General features: G+C 60.1%; 15 protein-coding genes and 2 pseudogenes. 9 read left to right on the forward strand and 8 right to left on the reverse strand.

The genetic code is table 11. The features are described from left to right. Positions 1-21: 21 nt before the first annotated feature. From hslU to AC0J6G_RS18455, 7 genes and pseudogenes are all read right to left on the reverse strand, one after another. On the reverse strand, positions 22-1,362 hold the full coding sequence (hslU, locus tag AC0J6G_RS18425) for an HslU--HslV peptidase ATPase subunit (RefSeq protein WP_475250245.1): 1,341 nt from the start codon (positions 1,360-1,362) through the stop codon (positions 22-24). A 26-nt stretch (positions 1,363-1,388) separates the two neighbouring features. Then, a complete protein-coding gene (gene hslV / locus AC0J6G_RS18430; protein WP_298184841.1) occupies positions 1,389-1,919 on the reverse strand; it encodes an ATP-dependent protease subunit HslV in 531 nt (176 codons plus the stop codon). Between the two features lie 141 nt (positions 1,920-2,060). Then, positions 2,061-2,744, reverse strand: a complete 684-nt coding sequence (locus AC0J6G_RS18435) for an SPOR domain-containing protein (RefSeq protein WP_475250248.1) — start codon at positions 2,742-2,744, stop codon at positions 2,061-2,063. Further along, positions 2,745-4,484, reverse strand: coding sequence for an arginine--tRNA ligase (argS, locus tag AC0J6G_RS18440; protein ID WP_475250250.1), 1,740 nt, complete (start codon positions 4,482-4,484; stop codon positions 2,745-2,747). It abuts the gene before it with no gap. 215 nt (positions 4,485-4,699) lie between these two features. Then, positions 4,700-4,804 (reverse strand): annotated as a pseudogene (locus AC0J6G_RS18445) (hypothetical protein); the annotation flags it as partial. Between the two features lie 123 nt (positions 4,805-4,927). Next, positions 4,928-5,872: a choline ABC transporter substrate-binding protein gene (locus tag AC0J6G_RS18450; protein WP_475250252.1), complete on the reverse strand. Its 945-nt coding sequence runs from the start codon at positions 5,870-5,872 to the stop codon at positions 4,928-4,930. A 30-nt stretch (positions 5,873-5,902) separates the two neighbouring features. Further along, positions 5,903-6,187 (reverse strand): annotated as a pseudogene (locus AC0J6G_RS18455) (ABC transporter permease subunit); the annotation flags it as partial. A gap of 493 nt (positions 6,188-6,680) precedes the next feature. Between AC0J6G_RS18455 and AC0J6G_RS18460 the strand changes: the two are divergent. The 5 genes from AC0J6G_RS18460 (at position 6,681) to AC0J6G_RS18480 (ending at position 11,009) form a co-directional block, all read left to right on the forward strand. Continuing rightward, a complete protein-coding gene (locus AC0J6G_RS18460) occupies positions 6,681-7,907 on the forward strand; it encodes an HD-GYP domain-containing protein (RefSeq protein ID WP_475250254.1) in 1,227 nt (408 codons plus the stop codon). 88 nt (positions 7,908-7,995) lie between these two features. Continuing rightward, entirely contained in the window at positions 7,996-8,682 is a 687-nt protein-coding gene (creB, locus tag AC0J6G_RS18465) for a two-component system response regulator CreB (protein WP_475250256.1), read from the forward strand. Beyond that, positions 8,682-10,115: a two-component system sensor histidine kinase CreC gene (gene creC, locus AC0J6G_RS18470; protein WP_475250258.1), complete on the forward strand. Its 1,434-nt coding sequence runs from the start codon at positions 8,682-8,684 to the stop codon at positions 10,113-10,115. Before creB ends, creC begins: the two co-directional genes overlap by 1 nt. Positions 10,116-10,260: 145 nt before the next feature. Continuing rightward, entirely contained in the window at positions 10,261-10,698 is a 438-nt protein-coding gene (locus AC0J6G_RS18475; protein ID WP_475250259.1) for a CBS domain-containing protein, read from the forward strand. Between the two features lie 158 nt (positions 10,699-10,856). Continuing rightward, positions 10,857-11,009, forward strand: a complete 153-nt coding sequence (locus AC0J6G_RS18480) for a DUF3096 domain-containing protein (protein ID WP_475250261.1) — start codon at positions 10,857-10,859, stop codon at positions 11,007-11,009. A 22-nt stretch (positions 11,010-11,031) separates the two neighbouring features. Here the strand turns inward: AC0J6G_RS18480 and AC0J6G_RS18485 are convergent, their stop codons facing one another. Then, positions 11,032-11,355 carry a hypothetical protein gene (locus AC0J6G_RS18485; RefSeq protein ID WP_475250262.1) on the reverse strand — a complete coding sequence of 108 codons (324 nt, stop codon included), beginning with the start codon at positions 11,353-11,355 and terminating at the stop codon, positions 11,032-11,034. Between the two features lie 203 nt (positions 11,356-11,558). On the opposite strand from AC0J6G_RS18485, the gene creD reads away from it, so the two are divergent. From creD to AC0J6G_RS18505, 4 genes are all read left to right on the forward strand, one after another. Then, complete coding sequence (gene creD, locus AC0J6G_RS18490) at positions 11,559-12,917, forward strand: cell envelope integrity protein CreD (protein ID WP_475250264.1); 1,359 nt, start codon at positions 11,559-11,561, stop codon at positions 12,915-12,917. A 518-nt stretch (positions 12,918-13,435) separates the two neighbouring features. Next, on the forward strand, positions 13,436-13,696 hold the full coding sequence (locus AC0J6G_RS18495; protein ID WP_475250266.1) for a DUF4212 domain-containing protein: 261 nt from the start codon (positions 13,436-13,438) through the stop codon (positions 13,694-13,696). 3 nt (positions 13,697-13,699) lie between these two features. Beyond that, positions 13,700-15,469 carry a sodium:solute symporter family protein gene (locus AC0J6G_RS18500; RefSeq protein WP_475250268.1) on the forward strand — a complete coding sequence of 590 codons (1,770 nt, stop codon included), beginning with the start codon at positions 13,700-13,702 and terminating at the stop codon, positions 15,467-15,469. Between the two features lie 157 nt (positions 15,470-15,626). Continuing rightward, positions 15,627-16,133 carry a hypothetical protein gene (locus tag AC0J6G_RS18505; protein ID WP_475250270.1) on the forward strand — a complete coding sequence of 169 codons (507 nt, stop codon included), beginning with the start codon at positions 15,627-15,629 and terminating at the stop codon, positions 16,131-16,133. Positions 16,134-16,154 lie beyond the last annotated feature (21 nt).

Raw genomic sequence — 16,154 nt, forward strand, 5'->3', positions numbered from 1 at the left:
TCCGGGCTAAGGGCGGACGCGTTACAGGATATAGCGCGACAGGTCTTCATCCTGCGCCAGCTCACCGAGGTGGCTGTTGACGTAGGCGGCGTCGATCACAATCGGCGCGCCAGCCTGCTGGCCGGCCAGGTCACCGGCGCTAAAGGAGACTTCCTCCAGCAGACGCTCCAGCAAGGTGTGCAGGCGGCGTGCACCGATGTTCTCGGTCTTCTCGTTAACCTGATAAGCAATCTCGGCGATGCGCTTGATGCCTTCAGCGACGAACTGGATGCCCAGGCCCTCGGTGTTGAGCAGCGCGGCGTATTGCTCGGTGAGCGAGGCGTGCGGCTCGGTGAGGATGCGCTCGAAGTCTTCTGGGGTGAGGGCTTTCAACTCGACGCGAATCGGCAGGCGGCCTTGCAGCTCAGGCACCAGGTCGCTCGGCTTGCTCAGGTGGAACGCGCCAGAGGCGATAAACAGGATGTGGTCGGTTTTCACCATGCCCAGCTTGGTGTTCACCGTGCAGCCTTCAATCAGCGGCAGCAGGTCGCGTTGTACGCCTTCGCGGGATACGTCGGCACCGCTGGTGTTGCCGCGTTTGGCCACCTTGTCGATCTCGTCGATAAACACGATGCCGTTTTGCTCAACGGCTTCCAGGGCCTGGGCCTTGAGTTCTTCCTCATTGACCAGGCGCGCGGCTTCCTCGTCGCGCACCATTTTCAGGGCCTCTTTAACCTTGAGCTTGCGGCTCTTCTTCTTGCCCTTGCCCATGCTGGAGAACAGGTTCTGCAGCTGGTTGGTCATCTCTTCCATGCCCGGAGGGGTCATGATTTCGATGCCGGCCGGTGCGTCGGCCACTTCGATTTCAATTTCTTTGTCGTCCAGCTGGCCTTCACGCAGGCGCTTGCGGAACAGCTGGCGGGTGTTGGAGTCGCTGGCGGGTGCGGCTTCCTCGTTAAAGCCCGCGCGCGGCGGCGGCAGCAGGGCATCGAGGATGCGCTCTTCGGCGGCATCTTCGGCGCGGTGGCGCACTTTGATCATTTCCTGCTCGCGCAGCATCTTGATCGCGGCATCGGCGAGGTCACGGATGATCGACTCAACATCACGGCCGACATAACCAACCTCGGTGAACTTGGTCGCTTCCACCTTGATAAATGGTGCATTGGCCAGTTTGGCCAGGCGACGGGCGATTTCGGTTTTACCGACGCCAGTTGGGCCGATCATCAGGATGTTCTTCGGTGTGACTTCAGCGCGCAGCTCAACCGGCAGCTGCATGCGCCGCCAGCGGTTGCGCAGGGCAATGGCCACGGCGCGCTTGGCGTCGTCCTGACCGATGATATGGCGGTTGAGTTCGTGAACGATCTCGCGGGGCGTCATGGACATGCGGGGTACTCCAGAAAAAGGCGCGCTTATTCGGCGCAGTCTTCTTCTTCGATAGTTAGATTCTGGTTAGTGAAGACACAGATAGAACCGGCAATGTTCAACGCGGTTTCGGTGATTTCACGGGCGCTCAATTCGGTTTTTTGCAGCAGGGCCATGGCCGCGGCCTGGGCGAAACCACCGCCGGAGCCCATGGCGATCAGGCCATGCTCGGGTTCAACCACGTCACCGTTGCCGGTGATGATCAAGGAAGCATCTTTGTTGGCCACCGCCAGCATGGCTTCCAAACGGCTCAGCGACCGGTCGGTGCGCCAGTCTTTGGCCAGCTCAACGGCGGCGCGCACCAGATTGCCCTGGTGTTTTTCCAGCTGGCCTTCAAAGCGCTCAAACAGGGTAAAGGCGTCGGCAGTGGCGCCGGCGAAGCCTGCCAGCACTTGGCCGTGGTACAGGCGGCGAACTTTTTTCGCGTTGCCTTTCATCACGGTATTGCCGAGGGACACCTGGCCGTCGCCGCCCATGACGACTTTGCCATTGCGGCGCACTGAAACGATGGTGGTCAAGGGGAGAGTCTCCACGCAGCGGGGCGAAAGTGCCCAATGCCGAATGAAGTGGGGGCAGCGATGCTCCGCTTCAAGCCCTGGGGCACTCACTGGTCGACAAATAGACCTATGAATGCGTTACAGGGCCTGAAATCCGCGGGTTTATTGCACCTGGCGCTGCTGTAACAACAGATTGCTAAAGCCGCTGGCGGCGAGGGATTTCTGCGCTTGGCCGAGCTGTTCGCGGGTGGCGAAGGGGCCGACCAGCACGCGGTGCCAAGTTTCCTCGCGCACCGTGCCGGACTCTACCTTCACGCTCTGCCCGAGCAGGATGATCTGCGCGCGCAGGCTGTCAGCGTCATCCTTGCGGCGGAACGAGCCGGCCTGGAGGAAGAACTGCGAGCTCACCGGGCCTTTTGCAACCACGGGCGGCGGTGGCGGCACCTGACCGTTGAGCGCGGCTTCGGCGCGGGCCGCGTCGATCTTCGCCGCTTCCGCTGGCGTCACGGGTGTCTGTGGCGGTGTGACAACAGGTTCTTCGATGGCTTGTTGCGGCAGGATGACTTCTGATTCCGGTAGCAGGGTATAGAAATCGTACTTAGGCTTGGCCGGCTCGCTGCTGGCGGGCTTCTGCGCTGCAGCTTTACTGGCCTGCTCGGCGCGTGCCTGTTCGATCTTGCTGCGCTTGATCTCGTCGCGGCCGGGTTCAAGGCTGAACAAAAACACCATAAAGCCGCCAATTACCAGACCGCAGACCAGCCAGAACCAGCCCGGCACCGGCTTTTTCGCCGGCGCCTTGTAACGGCTGGCGCCGCGTTTGACGGCTGGCTTCTTCTTCACCGCCACTTACATGCGCTCCAGGGTTTCCAGGCCGAGCAGCTCCAAACCTTGCTTGAGGGTGCGGCCGGTTAGGGCCGCCAGGCGCAGGCGGCTATTGCGCACTGCGGTGTCCTCAGCGGAGAGGATTGGGCAGTTCTCATAGAAGCTGGAGAACAACCCGGCCAGGTCGTAGAGGTAAGCGCAGAGCAGGTGCGGTTCACCCCTGTCAGCGACGCTGGCGAGCACCTCACTGAACTGCGCGAGTTTGCCGGCCAGTTCAATTTCGTGGGCGGCCTGCAGGTCGAGCTGGCCTTCAATCTCATCAAAGCCCTTGCCCAGTTTGCGGAACACACTGGCCACGCGGGTGTAGGCGTACAGCAGATACGGCGCAGTATTGCCCTCAAAGCTCAGCATCAGCTCGAAGTTAAAGCGGTAGTCACTGGTGCGGTGTTTGGACAGGTCGGCGTATTTCACCGCGCCAATGCCCACCGCGCGGGCGATTTGGCGTAGTTCGGCATCGTCCAGTTCGGGGTTCTTACCTTTAACCAAGGCGTAAGCGCGCTCTTCGGCTTCATCGAGCAGGTCGACCAGCTTCACTGTGCCGCCGTCGCGGGTTTTGAACGGGCGGCCGTCAGCGCCGTTCATGGTGCCGAAGCCCATGTGTTCCATCTGCATTGCGGCGGGGACGAAACCGGCCAGGCGCGCAGCGGCAAAGACCATCTGGAAGTGCAGCGCCTGGCGCTGGTCGACGAAATACAGCACGCGGTCGGCCTTCAGCACATTGGCGCGGTAGCGCGTGGCGGCCAGGTCGGTGGTGGCGTAGAGGTAGCCACCACCGGCCTTTTGCACGATCAGCGGCAGCGGATTGCCTTCGGCGTTTGTGAACGCGTCCATAAACACGCACTGCGCGCCGTCGCTCTCCGTCAGCAGGCCTTTGGCCTTGAGGTCAGCGACCACGTTGGCCAGGTCGTCGTTGTAGGCGCTTTCGCCTTTGACGTCGGCCATGCTCAGCTTCACGCCCAGGCGGTCATACAGCGCCTGGCAGTGGCTCAGGGAAATATCGTTAAAGCGGTGCCACAGGCGCAGGCATTCGGCATCACCCGCTTGCAGTTGCACCACCAACTCGCGGGCGCGCTCGGCGAACTCAGCGGAGTCGTCGAAGCGTTTTTTCGCCGCACGGTAGAAGCCTTCCAGGTCGGCCAACTCGCTTTCGGCGGCGGCGGGGTTTTCTTGCATAAAGGCCAGCAGCATGCCGAATTGGGTGCCCCAGTCGCCAACGTGGTTCTGGCGGATTACTTCGTCGCCGAGGAACTCCAGCACGCGCGCGACGCCGTCACCGATGATGGTCGAACGCAGGTGGCCGACGTGCATCTCTTTGGCCAGGTTGGGCGCGGACAGGTCGACCACCACGCGCTGCACCGGGCCATTTTTGCGCACGCCGAGCGTGGCATCGGCCAGCAGAGCGTCGAGGCGCGCGGCCAAGGCTTGGGTGTTCTGATAGAAATTGAGGAAGCCCGGCCCGGCAATCTCGACCTTGCTGATGCTGGCGTCGGTCGGCAGTGCGGCAATCAGCTTTTCGGCCAGGTCACGCGGCTTCATGCCAGCCGGCTTGGCCAGCATCATGGCGATGTTGCTGGCGAAATCGCCGTGGGTCTTGTCCTTGGTGTTCTCCACCTGAATGGCCGGGCTCAGGCCTTCTGGCAGCACGCCTTCGGCAGTGAGACGGGTCAGGGCTTGCTGGATCAGGTGGCGAATAGTGTCTTTCATGGTCTGCTCGGTCGGCCGTGGGGGCGGCGGCGCACAAAAGGCGCTGGTTGAAAACTGCGCATTATCGACGCCCTTCGCCTGCAGCTTCAAGCAGCGTGTGGTGTTGCCGGGTTAAAGGCCGGCGAACTGTGCTGTAGCCCGGAGGAAATCCGGGGCACCTAGGCCCCGCTCAAGCCGCTCGTGGATTGCCTCCGGGCTGCGGATGGTCGCGCGGGTTAAGCGCCGCGCTGCGCGATGCCTCGCGCGGCGGCGTTGCCGGCGACGAAATACGGCGCGGTGCTGCGCGGTAGCGGGGCGCGACCCCGGATGTTGTCGACAACCCAGGTCATGCAAATCTCTTGAGTCGTTGGTGAAGGATGGCGGCGTCACGGCCTAAAGGGTCGGCCAGTCTGCCTCGCACGCGCGGCTTTTTTACGGCAGATGCCTAGACCTGCCTGGCGCGATTAGAGCTTCAGGTACTGCTTAACGGCCGTGGCGCCGTCTTTGCCATCATAAGTGGTCACGCCCTGTAACCACTGCTCGAGCGCCTGTGGGTTGGCGCGGATCCAGTCTTTGGCGACGTTGATGGGGTCTTCCTTCTCAAGCACCTTCTCCATCAGTTGGCTTTCAATCTCGACGCTGAACTGCAGGTTGTTCAGCAGTTTGCCGATGTTGGCGCAGCGCGCCTCATAGTCTTTCGGGACGACGGTATAGACCTTGGCTGCGCCGTAATCGGGCCCGAATACCGCGTCACCTCCATCGAGATACGTCATGTCGAACTGCGTGTTCATCGGGTGCGGGGCCCAGCCGAGGAAGACCACCGGTTGCTGCTTCTTCACGGCGCGTTGCACTTGCACCAGCATGCCGGCTTCGCTGGACTCGACGATGCGGAAGTCGCCCAGTGCGTATTGGTTGTCTTTGATCATTTTTTCGATCAGCAGGTTGCCGTCATTGCCGGGCTCAATGCCATAGATCTTGCCGCCCAGTTGCTCTTTGAACGTTGCAATGTCCTGAAAGCTCTTGAGGCCCGCTTCGGCGGCGTAAGTCGGTACCGCCAGGGTGTATTTGGCGCCTTCGAGGTTGGCTTTTGGCAGGACTTTTATCCCGCCTTCCTTGAGGAGCGGCTCGATCACCGCATCCATGGACGGTGCCCAGTAGCCGAGAAAGACATCAATCTGGCCTTTCTGCACGCCGGTAAAGGCGATGGGCACCGAGGCCATGATTTTACGCGGCTGGTAGCCCAGGCCTTCGGTCAGGGTCATGGCCACGCCGGTGGTGGCGGCAATATCGGCCCAGCCGATTTCGGCGAAGCGCACCTGTTTGCAGCTTTGCGGTTCCTGGGCCCACGCCGTCTGGGCCAGGGCGCAGCTGATTAGGATGACGCCAGCAAGGCTTTTGATCGGGTTCATGGCTAACTCCTTGAGCAAAAAAATGAGGCGTTACGTGCGCTGTAACTTGGCGTTGAGCCAGGCGAATACGCCAGGGCGATTGGCGATGTGCGGGTTACCGAAGCTTTCGGTGTTACGGTCAAGGATGATCGCCAGCAATACCACAGCCAGGCCGCTTTCAAAGCCTAGGCCGCCAGCACCGACCATTGAGGCGATGATGGCCATCGACAGGGCCATCATGATGGTTTGGTTAACCCCAGCCATGGTCGAGGGCATCGCGTTGGGCAACTGCACTTTGAACAGTAGCTGACGCCCGGTGCAACCGAACGACTGGCCGTGGGCGAAACGCTGGAGTGCTGTCGCGCAAACCGTCCTTTGCCTTACCTGCAAACCGTGATCCATATCCTCTGCAGAAAAAACCGCACGATGACTCGGGCACACACCTCTCGTCGTGAGGTGCGTCGTCAGTTCGAGAGTTCGTGTTCATCATGGCGAACGGCTTCAGCGAGGCCTGATCATCAACGTGTGATTTAGCCGTAAAAATCAGCTACTGAATGGCGGTTTAATCGTTCAAAATCACCGCTGGTTTTTACCGTAGGTAGCGTGCCATTGAGTGCTATTTACGCCCGAGCTCACGTGGAATTATGTGATTTTGTGTTCCCCTGTGGGCTATTTTTGGGGTCGCATCGCGATTAAGACGATTTTAGTCACGGGCCCCTCTGCGCGACTGATGTCTTATTGCTATCGATTGCCTAAGGTCATACCAATACCGGCAGCGCGACGCCCTAAGCTGTCCGAAAGTTATTAGTTCTTTCACCTGAGGCACCCCATGTTGAAGCGCATTGCTGTAGCCGACGTGCGTATCGGTATGTATATCCATGAATTCTGTGGTGCATGGATGGACCACCCCTTTTGGAAGTCTAAATTCCTGCTCAGCGCTGAAAAGGACCTCAAGCGAATCAAAGCCAGCAGCATCGGTGAGTTGTGGATTGATGTGAGCAAGGGGCTGGATGTCGAAGCCGGCGTTCCCAGCGTGAGTCCCGAAGAGGTTGCGGCGCAGGCCGAGGCTAACCTGTTGGCGGCGGTGCAGAGTCCGCCGGTCAGTCTGGCGGCGTCGATGGATGATGAAATGCGGCGCGCGGTCAAACTCTGCGCCCGTTCCAAGGCCGCGATCATCAGCATGTTTGGTGATGCGCGTATGGGCCAAGCCTTGCAGTTTGAGCAGGCCGGCGAGTTGGTTGAGGAAATCTCCGACTCGGTGATGCGCCATCCCAATGCGCTGATCAGCCTGGCGCGGCTAAAAAATGCCGATGAATACACCTACATGCATTCGGTGGCCGTTTGCGCCCTGATGATTGCCCTGGCGCGTAACCTGGGCCTGAACGAGTGGCAGGTGCGCGAGGCTGGGCTGGCGGGCTTGCTTCACGATATCGGCAAGATGGCGATTCCCAATGAGGTGCTAAACAAGCCGGGTAAGCTCACTGACAACGAGTTCGCCACCGTCCGCGACCACCCCATAGCAGGTTCGCGCTTGCTGCTCGACAGCAAGCAGGCCAGCGCGCTGGTGCTGGATGTGTGTTTACACCATCACGAGAAGATGGATGGCAGCGGCTATCCGCATCGCTTGGCCGGTGAGCAGATCAGCCTGTATGCCCGTATGGGCGCGGTGTGTGATGTGTATGACGCGATCACCTCGAATCGGCCTTACAAGTCAGGCTGGGACCCGGCGGAGTCGATTCGCAAAATGGCTGAATGGAAAGGTCACTTTGACCCGCTGGTGTTCCAGGCTTTTGTCAAAACCGTGGGCATCTACCCGGTCGGCTCGCTGGTGCGCCTGGAAAGCGGCCGCATTGGTGTGGTGATGGAGCAGCAAGCCAAATCGCTGCTCGCGCCCAAGGTCAAAGTGTTTTTCTCCGCTAAATCGAAAACCCCGATCCCGCAGGAAATTCTCGACCTGAGCAAGCTGGTGGGGCGCGATAAAATCGTCGGGCGAGAGTCGGTCGAAGAGTGGGGCTTTCAGCACGTTGATGAGCTCTGGAGTGGCATCTCCCGCTAAGCTGCTGCGCCGCAATGCCCATGCTCATGCCCATTCAGGTCGAGAACTGCGCCGCTTGCGCGTACGTCTTGCCCGAGGTCGAACCGTTATGCCGCATATTTTGATCGTCGAAGACGAAGCCGCCATCGCCGACACCTTGATCTTCGCCCTGCAAAGCGAAGGCTTTACCACCACCTGGCTGAGCCTCGCTGAGCAGGCGCTGGCCGAGCAGCAACGCAACCCTGCGGACTTGCTGATTCTTGATGTCGGCCTGCCGGACATCAGCGGCTTCGAGGCCTGTAAGCGCCTGCGGCGCTTCTCCGAGGTCCCGGTGATTTTTCTCACCGCCCGCAGCGAGGAGATCGACCGCGTGGTGGGGCTGGAAATCGGCGCCGACGATTACGTGGTCAAACCCTTCAGCCCACGCGAGGTGGCGGCGCGGGTCAAGGCCATCCTCAAGCGTATGGCGCCGCGTGAGCTTGCCGCAGTGGCGTCACTTGCCGGGCCGTTTCAGGTCGACAGCGAGCGTGTACAGATTCACTACCACGGCCAGCTACTCAGCCTCACTCGCCACGAATTCCGCTTGCTGCACAGCCTGCTGGCGCAGCCGGAGCGTGTGTTCTCCCGCGAGCAATTGCTCGACGGCCTGGGTGTGGCGGCGGATGGTGGCTACGAGCGCACCATCGACAGCCACATCAAAAGCCTGCGCGCCAAGCTGCGCCTGGTGGCCGCTGCGGCAGAGCCGATCCAGACCCATCGCGGCCTGGGTTACAGCTATTCGCCGAGGCACGCCTGATGCCGTTGGGGGTACGCATTTTTCTGGTGTACTTCCTGTTTGTTGGGCTGGCCGGCTGGTTTGTGCTGAGCACGGTGATGGACGAAATCCGCCCCGGTGTGCGCCAGAGCACCGAGGAAACCCTGGTCGACACCGCCAACCTGTTGGCTGAGATTCTGCGTGATGAGGTCAAGGCTGGCCGCCTGCAACAGAGCCGCTTGCCCGCCTTGTTGCAAGCCTACGGCCAGCGCCAGCCGCAGGCGCAGATCTGGGGCGTGGAGAAGACTCAGGTCAACCACCGCATTTATGTCACCGACGCCAAGGGCATTGTGTTGCTCGACTCCACGGGCACAGCGGTGGGCCAGGATTATTCGCGCTGGAACGATGTGCTGCGCACCCTGCGCGGCGAATACGGCGCGCGCTCAACCAAGGAAGACCCAAGCGATCCTGATTCCTCGGTGATGTACGTGGCGGCGCCGATCATGGATGGTGCGAAGATTATCGGCGTGGTCTCGGTGGCCAAACCCAACCGTACTTTGCAGCCCTATATCGAACGCTCCGAGCACCGCCTGGCCTGGCTCGGTGGCGGCCTGATCGTGCTCGGCTTGTTGATTGGCGCGTTGCTGTCCTGGTGGCTCAGCGCCGCGCTGCGCAAGCTGACCCGCTACGCCCAGGCCGTAAGCGCTGGGCAGCGTGCCGAACTGCCCCGCGTGCGCGGCGGTGAGCTGGCGCAACTGGCCGAAGCCATCGAACGCATGCGCACCGAGCTGGAAGGCAAGGCTTATGTCGAGCGCTACGTGCACACCCTGACCCACGAGCTGAAAAGCCCGCTGGCAGCGATTCGTGGCGCGGCTGAACTGCTCGACAGCGAGATGCCGGCACCACAGCGGCAGCGATTTGTCGCCAATATCGAGCAGGAAAGCGCGCGCATGCAGCAGTTGATCGAGTGCCTGTTGCACCTGGCTCAGGTTGAACAGCGCCAGGGCTTGGAAGAGCAGGTGGCGGTGCCAGTAAGGGCGCTGGTCGACTCCCTGCTACAGGCGCAGATGGCGCGTATCGAAGCCGCCGGCCTGCAGATTGAGAACCATATTGGCGCTGAATTAAGCGCGCGCGGTGAGGCCTTTCTGCTGCGTCAGGCGCTGGCCAATCTGCTGGATAACGCGCTGGACTTCACTCCGCCCGGTGGGCTGATCCGCTTTAGCGCAGAGGCCCGTGCCGGGCAGATCGAGCTGTGCCTGTTCAACCAGGGCGAGGCGATTCCCGATTACGCCCTAGCGCGCCTGAGCGAGCGCTTCTACTCCCTGCCGCGCCCCGGCAGCGGGCGCAAGAGCACCGGTTTGGGGCTGAATTTTGTCGAGGAAGTGATGCAACTGCATGGCGGCGCATTGCACATCGGCAATGTCGCGGGCGGGGTAGAGGCGCGGCTGAGTCTGCCGCTGTTTCAGGGACACTAAACGGTGGCCTGGCACTGCCCTTGCTGGTCCGCAATGGTTGCGCTGAACGTGCGCAGGTGCTCTGATCGGGTCATCGGGTTGGCCGGCAATGGTCCGCCTGCGCACTATCCTTTATGCCAATAACAAACAGAGCAGGAGTCGCTGCATGAAAACAGTTGCTGAAATCCTCCGCGCCAAACCGCAGGCCGCCGTATACAGCGTCACGCTCAGCGCCACCGTGCTGGATGCGATGAAAGTGATGGCCGATAAAGGTGTGGGTGCGCTGGTGGTATTGGATGATAAGGGCCGCTTGGCCGGTATCGTTAGTGAACGTGACTACGCGCGCAAAGTGGCACTGTTGGAACGGCCTTCGTTCGGTGTGCCGATCAGCGAAATCATGACAGCAGATGTCTTGACCGTCGGCCTGCGCCACACCTCAAGCGAATGCATGCAACTGATGACCGACCGCCATCTGCGCCATTTGCCGGTATTGGCCGAAGGCGAACTGATCGGTCTGCTGTCGATTGGTGACCTGGTCAAACACACCATCGCCGATCAAGCCAGCCTGATCCAGCAGCTGGAGCAGTACATTCGCGGCGAGTGAGCGTATTGACCCTGCCGCGCAACACTGGCGCGGCAGAGCCGTTTGTTGCCGGTTGGGCTGGGCAGGGATGAGGCCCTTAGTGGCTGCAGGTGAATAGTGCTGTGCGGTTAGGCTGTGGCGCGCATACTGGCGCCTCAATAATCCCTCAGGTAATACCCATGACCCTTGCCCTTACTCCGCTGATTTCGCTGGTCGCCGGTATTCTGATTCTGGTGATGCCGCGCTTGCTGAACTACATCGTGGCGGTTTACCTGATCGTCATCGGTCTGGTCGGTATCTTCGGTACAGGCAATTTCAATCTGCGTTTTTAAGTGGTTTGCCGCACCGCTGCCATCACAGCGTCGGCGTTTTCCAGCAGGCAGGCGTAGTGCGCTTGCCCAGCAGCGCGGCGACACGTAGCGCCAGGCAAGTGTCGATGGAAAAACCAAGCAAGCGAATCGGCTGGCCTGCCGCGCTATCACTGATCTGTTGCGCGAGCTGCTGCAGATAATCCGCGCTGCTGAGTTCGCCCGGCAGATTGCGCTCGACCACCAAGAGCTTGATGCCATGCGCCAATGCGGCCTGATGCAGCATCGCCGCCTCAATCGCCGCGCCCGGCACACCATGTAAATAAAAGAGGGGTGTGCCATCGGGGCAACCGTAGAGCGTTGGGCTCATTGATCACGCCTGTCCCGTATCGGGGTCATGGTCGTTCATCCTTTACTGGCGATCAGCGGCACGCTACGCATTTCCCCTGTGGCTGTCCATGTGTCGACCGGCCGCTGCACAGGCTCTCCACACACTCTCCATCTGCCCTCCATAAAGGCACCACGTACGCCGCCCAGACTCTGCCTACCTAAACCGTATCGGAGAGTTGCACCATGAGCCGCATTCTGGGTTTCAAGCTGGGCGCTATTGCCCTGCTGATTGTGTTGTTGCTGGTCCCGTTGTCGATGATCGGCGGGCTGGTGAGCGAGCGGCAGTATCAGCGCGCCGAGGTGCTGCAGGACATCGCGCGCAGTTCCAGCTACCGCCAGCAGCTCACCGGGCCGATTCTGGTGATGCCTTACACTAAGGTGTGGAACCAGTGGAAAACCCATGCCAAGACCGGCGAGCGTTACCTGGAAGAGCAGAAAAGCCGTGACCGGTTGTACTTCCTGCCGGAGCGCTTTGTGCTCAATGGCCACGTCGCCACCGAGGAGCGGGCGCGCGGCATCTACAAGGCGCTGCTGTACCGCAGCGATAACCAGATCAGTGGCGCCTTCAAGCTGCCGGCGCGCCTGGGGCTGGGCGATGAGCTGGGGCTGTATCAGTTCGAGCAGCCCTTCCTCTCGGTCGGCATCAGCGATATTCGCGGTATCAGCAATGACCTGCAGCTGCGCTTCAACGGCCTGAACCTGAGTTTTGCCCCCGGCAGCGCCGAGGAGCGTTTCGGCGCCGGTGTGCATGCGCCACTGCCGCTGCTGGATACCCAGGGCGGGCAAACTCTGGAGTTCGCCTTCGACCTGAAATTGCAGGGCACCGAGCAACTGAGCATCACCCCGGTAGGTCGCGATAGCCGAGTTGAGCTGACGTCCGGCTGGCCGCATCCGAGCTTTATCGGCGAATACCTGCCGAGCAGCCGTGAAGTAACGGCCAAGGGCTTTAAAGCGCACTGGCAGACCAGTTTCTTCGCCACCAACCTAGAGGAAGCACTGGCCGACTGTGTAAGCGGTGACAGCTGCAATGCGCTGACCGCGCGCAACTTTGGCGTGAGCTTTGTCGACCCGGTGGACCAGTACCTGAAGACTGAGCGCGCGATCAAATACGCGCTGCTATTTATCGGACTGACCTTTGCGGTGTTCTTCCTCTTTGAAGTGCTCAAACGCATGGCCGTGCACCCGGTGCAGTACGCCCTGGTGGGCATGTCGTTGGCGCTGTTCTACCTGTTGCTGCTGTCGCTGTCCGAGCATCTGAGTTTTGTTCTGGCCTACGCCATTGCCGCGACTGCCTGTGTGCTGCTGATCGGCTTCTACGTCAGTTACGTGCTGCACAGCGCCCTGCGCGGCACAGGTTTCGGCACCTTGCTGGCGCTGCTCTACGGCATGTTGTTCGGCCTGCTCGGGGCTGAGGACTACGCCCTGCTGATGGGCTCGGTGCTGGTGTTCGGCGTGCTCGCTGGGGTGATGGTGCTGACCCGCAAACTCGACTGGTACGGCGTCGGCCGTCTGCCGCTGGCCAACCCCGCCAGCAACCTTTGATGGATGGCGGCGCAGGCCGAGCCTGCGTCGCGTGTTGATTGGTGTAGGAGGTGCACATGCTGTGTTTATTGACAGGCTTGGCCGCCGGTTTCTTTTGCCTTAGGTGCGCACGATGAGTGGGCGCGTGGGCTTGCGCGAAGAGTCGCGTGCTGGGCACGTGCTGGCTCAGCGAATTGCTCGGTTGTTTGCATCTGCATCGAGCCAGCAGGTGAGGCCTGTAACCGGTAGGCCTGAAGCGGTGGTTGATGGGCGCGTTCGACCGCGATAACGGCGGGCTGGCCGGCCGCCGTAGGGTGTTACGCGAAGGCGTTGACCGGGTTGCGGCAGTGCGTTGTTCGAGCAGTGCGCTGTCGCAGCACCCAGGTATTTTTATATGTTTATCTAAGTGGTTGTTAAATATAGATAAATATTGAATTTTGGAGCCGCGTCAGGCAGCTAATACCAATGTCTATCTGTCGGCTCTAGTGGCCTGCTGCTAGCTTGAGGGTGCATGAGAATAACAATAACCGGAGGAGTTTATGACTTCTGATCAAGCTAACGCTGCAGCGTACTGGAAGGCGAATGTTCGGCTGATTACCTGGAGCCTGATTGTCTGGGCCTTGGTGTCTTTCGGCTTCGCCCTACTTCTTCGACCCATGCTGGCAGGTATCTCTGTCGGCGGTACCGACCTTGGTTTCTGGTTCGCCCAGCAAGGTTCGATCATTACCTTTATCGTGATCATTTTCTATTACGCCTGGAAAATGAACAGACTCGATAAACAATTCGGTGTCGAGGAATAATCCATGAGCCAGTTTGTAATCAATATGCTGTTTGTGGGCGCTTCCTTCGCGCTCTACTTCGGCATCGCTATTTGGGCACGTGCCGGCTCGACTAAGGAATTCTACGTTGCCGGCGGCGGTGTTCACCCCGTTACCAACGGCATGGCAACTGCAGCCGACTGGATGTCTGCGGCGTCGTTTATTTCCATGGCGGGCCTGATCGCTGCCGGTGGTTATGCCAACTCCACCTTCCTGATGGGCTGGACTGGTGGCTATGTGCTACTGGCCATGCTGTTGGCGCCGTACCTGCGCAAATTCGGCAAGTTCACTGTGCCGGATTTCATCGGTGATCGCTTCTACAGCAACGGTGCACGCCTGGCTGCCGTGGTCTGCCTGATCATCATCTGCGTCACCTACGTGATCGGTCAGATGGCCGGTGCTGGTGTGGCGTTCTCGCGCTTCCTCGAAGTGAGCAACTCCACCGGTATCTGGATCGCAGCTGGCGTAGTGTTCTGCTACGCGGTGTTCGGCGGGATGAAGGGCATTACCTACACCCAGGTGGCGCAGTATGTGGTGTTGATCATCGCCTACACCATTCCTGCGGTGTTCATCTCCCTGCAACTGACCGGCAATCCGATCCCGATGTTCGGCATGTTCAGTGAGCACACCGAGTCAGGTATGCCGCTGCTGCAGAAACTCAATGAAGTGGTAGCTGGGCTGGGCTTTACCGATTACACCGCTGATGTGACCAACAAGCTGAACATGGTGCTGTTCACCATGTCGCTGATGATTGGTACGGCCGGTCTGCCGCACGTCATCATTCGCTTCTTCACCGTGCCGAAAGTGGCTGACGCACGTTGGTCGGCTGGCTGGACCCTGATCTTTATCGCCCTGCTGTACCTCACCGCTCCGGCTGTGGCGTCCATGGCGCGTCTGAACCTGATGACCACCATCTATCCGCAAGGTGTAGAGGCTCCAGCGCTGGCGTATGAAGAGCGTCCGGAGTGGGTGAAAAACTGGGAAAAAACCGGTCTGATCACCTGGGAAGACAAGAACGCTGACGGTCGCATTCAGCTGTACAACGATGCTGCTCCTGCGTTTACTCCAAAGGCTGAAACTCTCGGCTGGAAGGGCAACGAGCTGACGGTTAATAACGACATCCTGGTATTGGCTAATCCGGAAATTGCCAATCTGCCGAGCTGGGTTATTGGCTTGATTGCAGCGGGTGCCATTGCCGCGGCGTTGTCGACGGCTGCCGGTCTGTTGCTGGCCATTTCCTCAGCCGTAAGCCATGACCTGATCAAGACGCTGATAAATCCGAAAATCAGTGAGAAGGGGGAAATGCGCGCTGCGCGGATCTCCATGGCGGTCGCGATCCTGCTGGCCACCTGGCTGGGGCTCAATCCGCCAGGCTTTGCGGCGCAGGTGGTGGCGTTGGCCTTTGGTATCGCCGCGGCCACACTGTTCCCGGCGCTAATGATGGGGATCTTCTCCAAGCGGGTAAACGACAAGGGCGCCATTGCCGGCATGCTGGTAGGCCTGGTGTTTACCGTCGTGTACATCTTCCTGTACCTGGGTTGGTTCTTTATCCCTGGCACGGCGACCTTCGCCAACACCCCGGATAACTGGATGTTCGGCATCTCGCCGCTGTCCATTGGTACCGTGGGTGCGATTATCAACTTCGTTGTCGCCTACGCCGTGTCGCTCGCGACCGTTGCGCCACCGAAGGAGATTCAGGAGTTGGTAGAAAGCGTGCGTACTCCCAAAGGTGCTGGTGGTGCGTTGAGCCACTAAGCATAATCACCCCGGATCATGAGTGATCAGGGTCTTACCAGCGGGCCTCCTTAGGAGGCCCGTTTTATTTCCTGCCAGCGATTGTGGCTGTTCTCGCGCTGTCGCTGCGCAACATTAAAAGCTGCTTAGACAGTTTTTTATTTTCGGGAGTCAGTCAATGCTGTGGACAATACTTGCCATCGTGGTGTCAGGGTTGGGGGCGGCTGGTATTGCCATGTTGCTGCGCAAACTGACGCGCAACCGTTTGCCCAAGTGGATCATTCCGGCGTTTGGCGGTTTGGGCATGCTGAGCTACCAGATTTACTACGAGTACTCCTGGTTCGAACACCAGTTGCAGCGTCAGCCCGCTGAGTCCGTGCTGGTGGCCAGCGAAAACGGCGAGGTGTTCTGGCGGCCCTGGACGTTTTACTGGCCGATGACCAAGGCGTTTACCGTGCTCGACAGCAAAAGCGTGCAGCGCCAGGAAGCGGACGGCACGTCGATAGCCGCCTTTAACCTGTACCGTTTTGAAAAACAGCACATCGATCATGTCAGCCATCAGGCGCATCTGCTCAATTGCACCACAGCGGAACTGCTGCCCTTGGACGCAGGCAAAAAGCCGCTGCTGGATCAGTTAAAGGTCGTAGCCAAAGAGGATGCGCTCTACCGGCACGTCTGCCAGTAGCGCACCGTTAGGACGGCCCTG

The organism is Pseudomonas sp. TS_SC_3, assembly GCF_056156225.1.

Coding starts and splice junctions, on each gene's coding strand:
- hslU (WP_475250245.1), bottom strand. CDS start 1,362: ATGTCCATGACGCCCCGCGAGATCGTTCACGAACTCAACCGCCATATC.
- argS (WP_475250250.1), bottom strand. CDS start 4,484: ATGAAAGACACTATTCGCCACCTGATCCAGCAAGCCCTGACCCGTCTC.
- AC0J6G_RS18450 (WP_475250252.1), bottom strand. CDS start 5,872: ATGAACCCGATCAAAAGCCTTGCTGGCGTCATCCTAATCAGCTGCGCC.
- AC0J6G_RS18460 (WP_475250254.1), top strand. CDS start 6,681: ATGTTGAAGCGCATTGCTGTAGCCGACGTGCGTATCGGTATGTATATC.
- creB (WP_475250256.1), top strand. CDS start 7,996: ATGCCGCATATTTTGATCGTCGAAGACGAAGCCGCCATCGCCGACACC.
- creC (WP_475250258.1), top strand. CDS start 8,682: ATGCCGTTGGGGGTACGCATTTTTCTGGTGTACTTCCTGTTTGTTGGG.
- AC0J6G_RS18475 (WP_475250259.1), top strand. CDS start 10,261: ATGAAAACAGTTGCTGAAATCCTCCGCGCCAAACCGCAGGCCGCCGTA.
- AC0J6G_RS18480 (WP_475250261.1), top strand. CDS start 10,857: ATGACCCTTGCCCTTACTCCGCTGATTTCGCTGGTCGCCGGTATTCTG.
- AC0J6G_RS18485 (WP_475250262.1), bottom strand. CDS start 11,355: ATGAGCCCAACGCTCTACGGTTGCCCCGATGGCACACCCCTCTTTTAT.
- creD (WP_475250264.1), top strand. CDS start 11,559: ATGAGCCGCATTCTGGGTTTCAAGCTGGGCGCTATTGCCCTGCTGATT.
- AC0J6G_RS18495 (WP_475250266.1), top strand. CDS start 13,436: ATGACTTCTGATCAAGCTAACGCTGCAGCGTACTGGAAGGCGAATGTT.
- AC0J6G_RS18500 (WP_475250268.1), top strand. CDS start 13,700: ATGAGCCAGTTTGTAATCAATATGCTGTTTGTGGGCGCTTCCTTCGCG.
- AC0J6G_RS18505 (WP_475250270.1), top strand. CDS start 15,627: ATGCTGTGGACAATACTTGCCATCGTGGTGTCAGGGTTGGGGGCGGCT.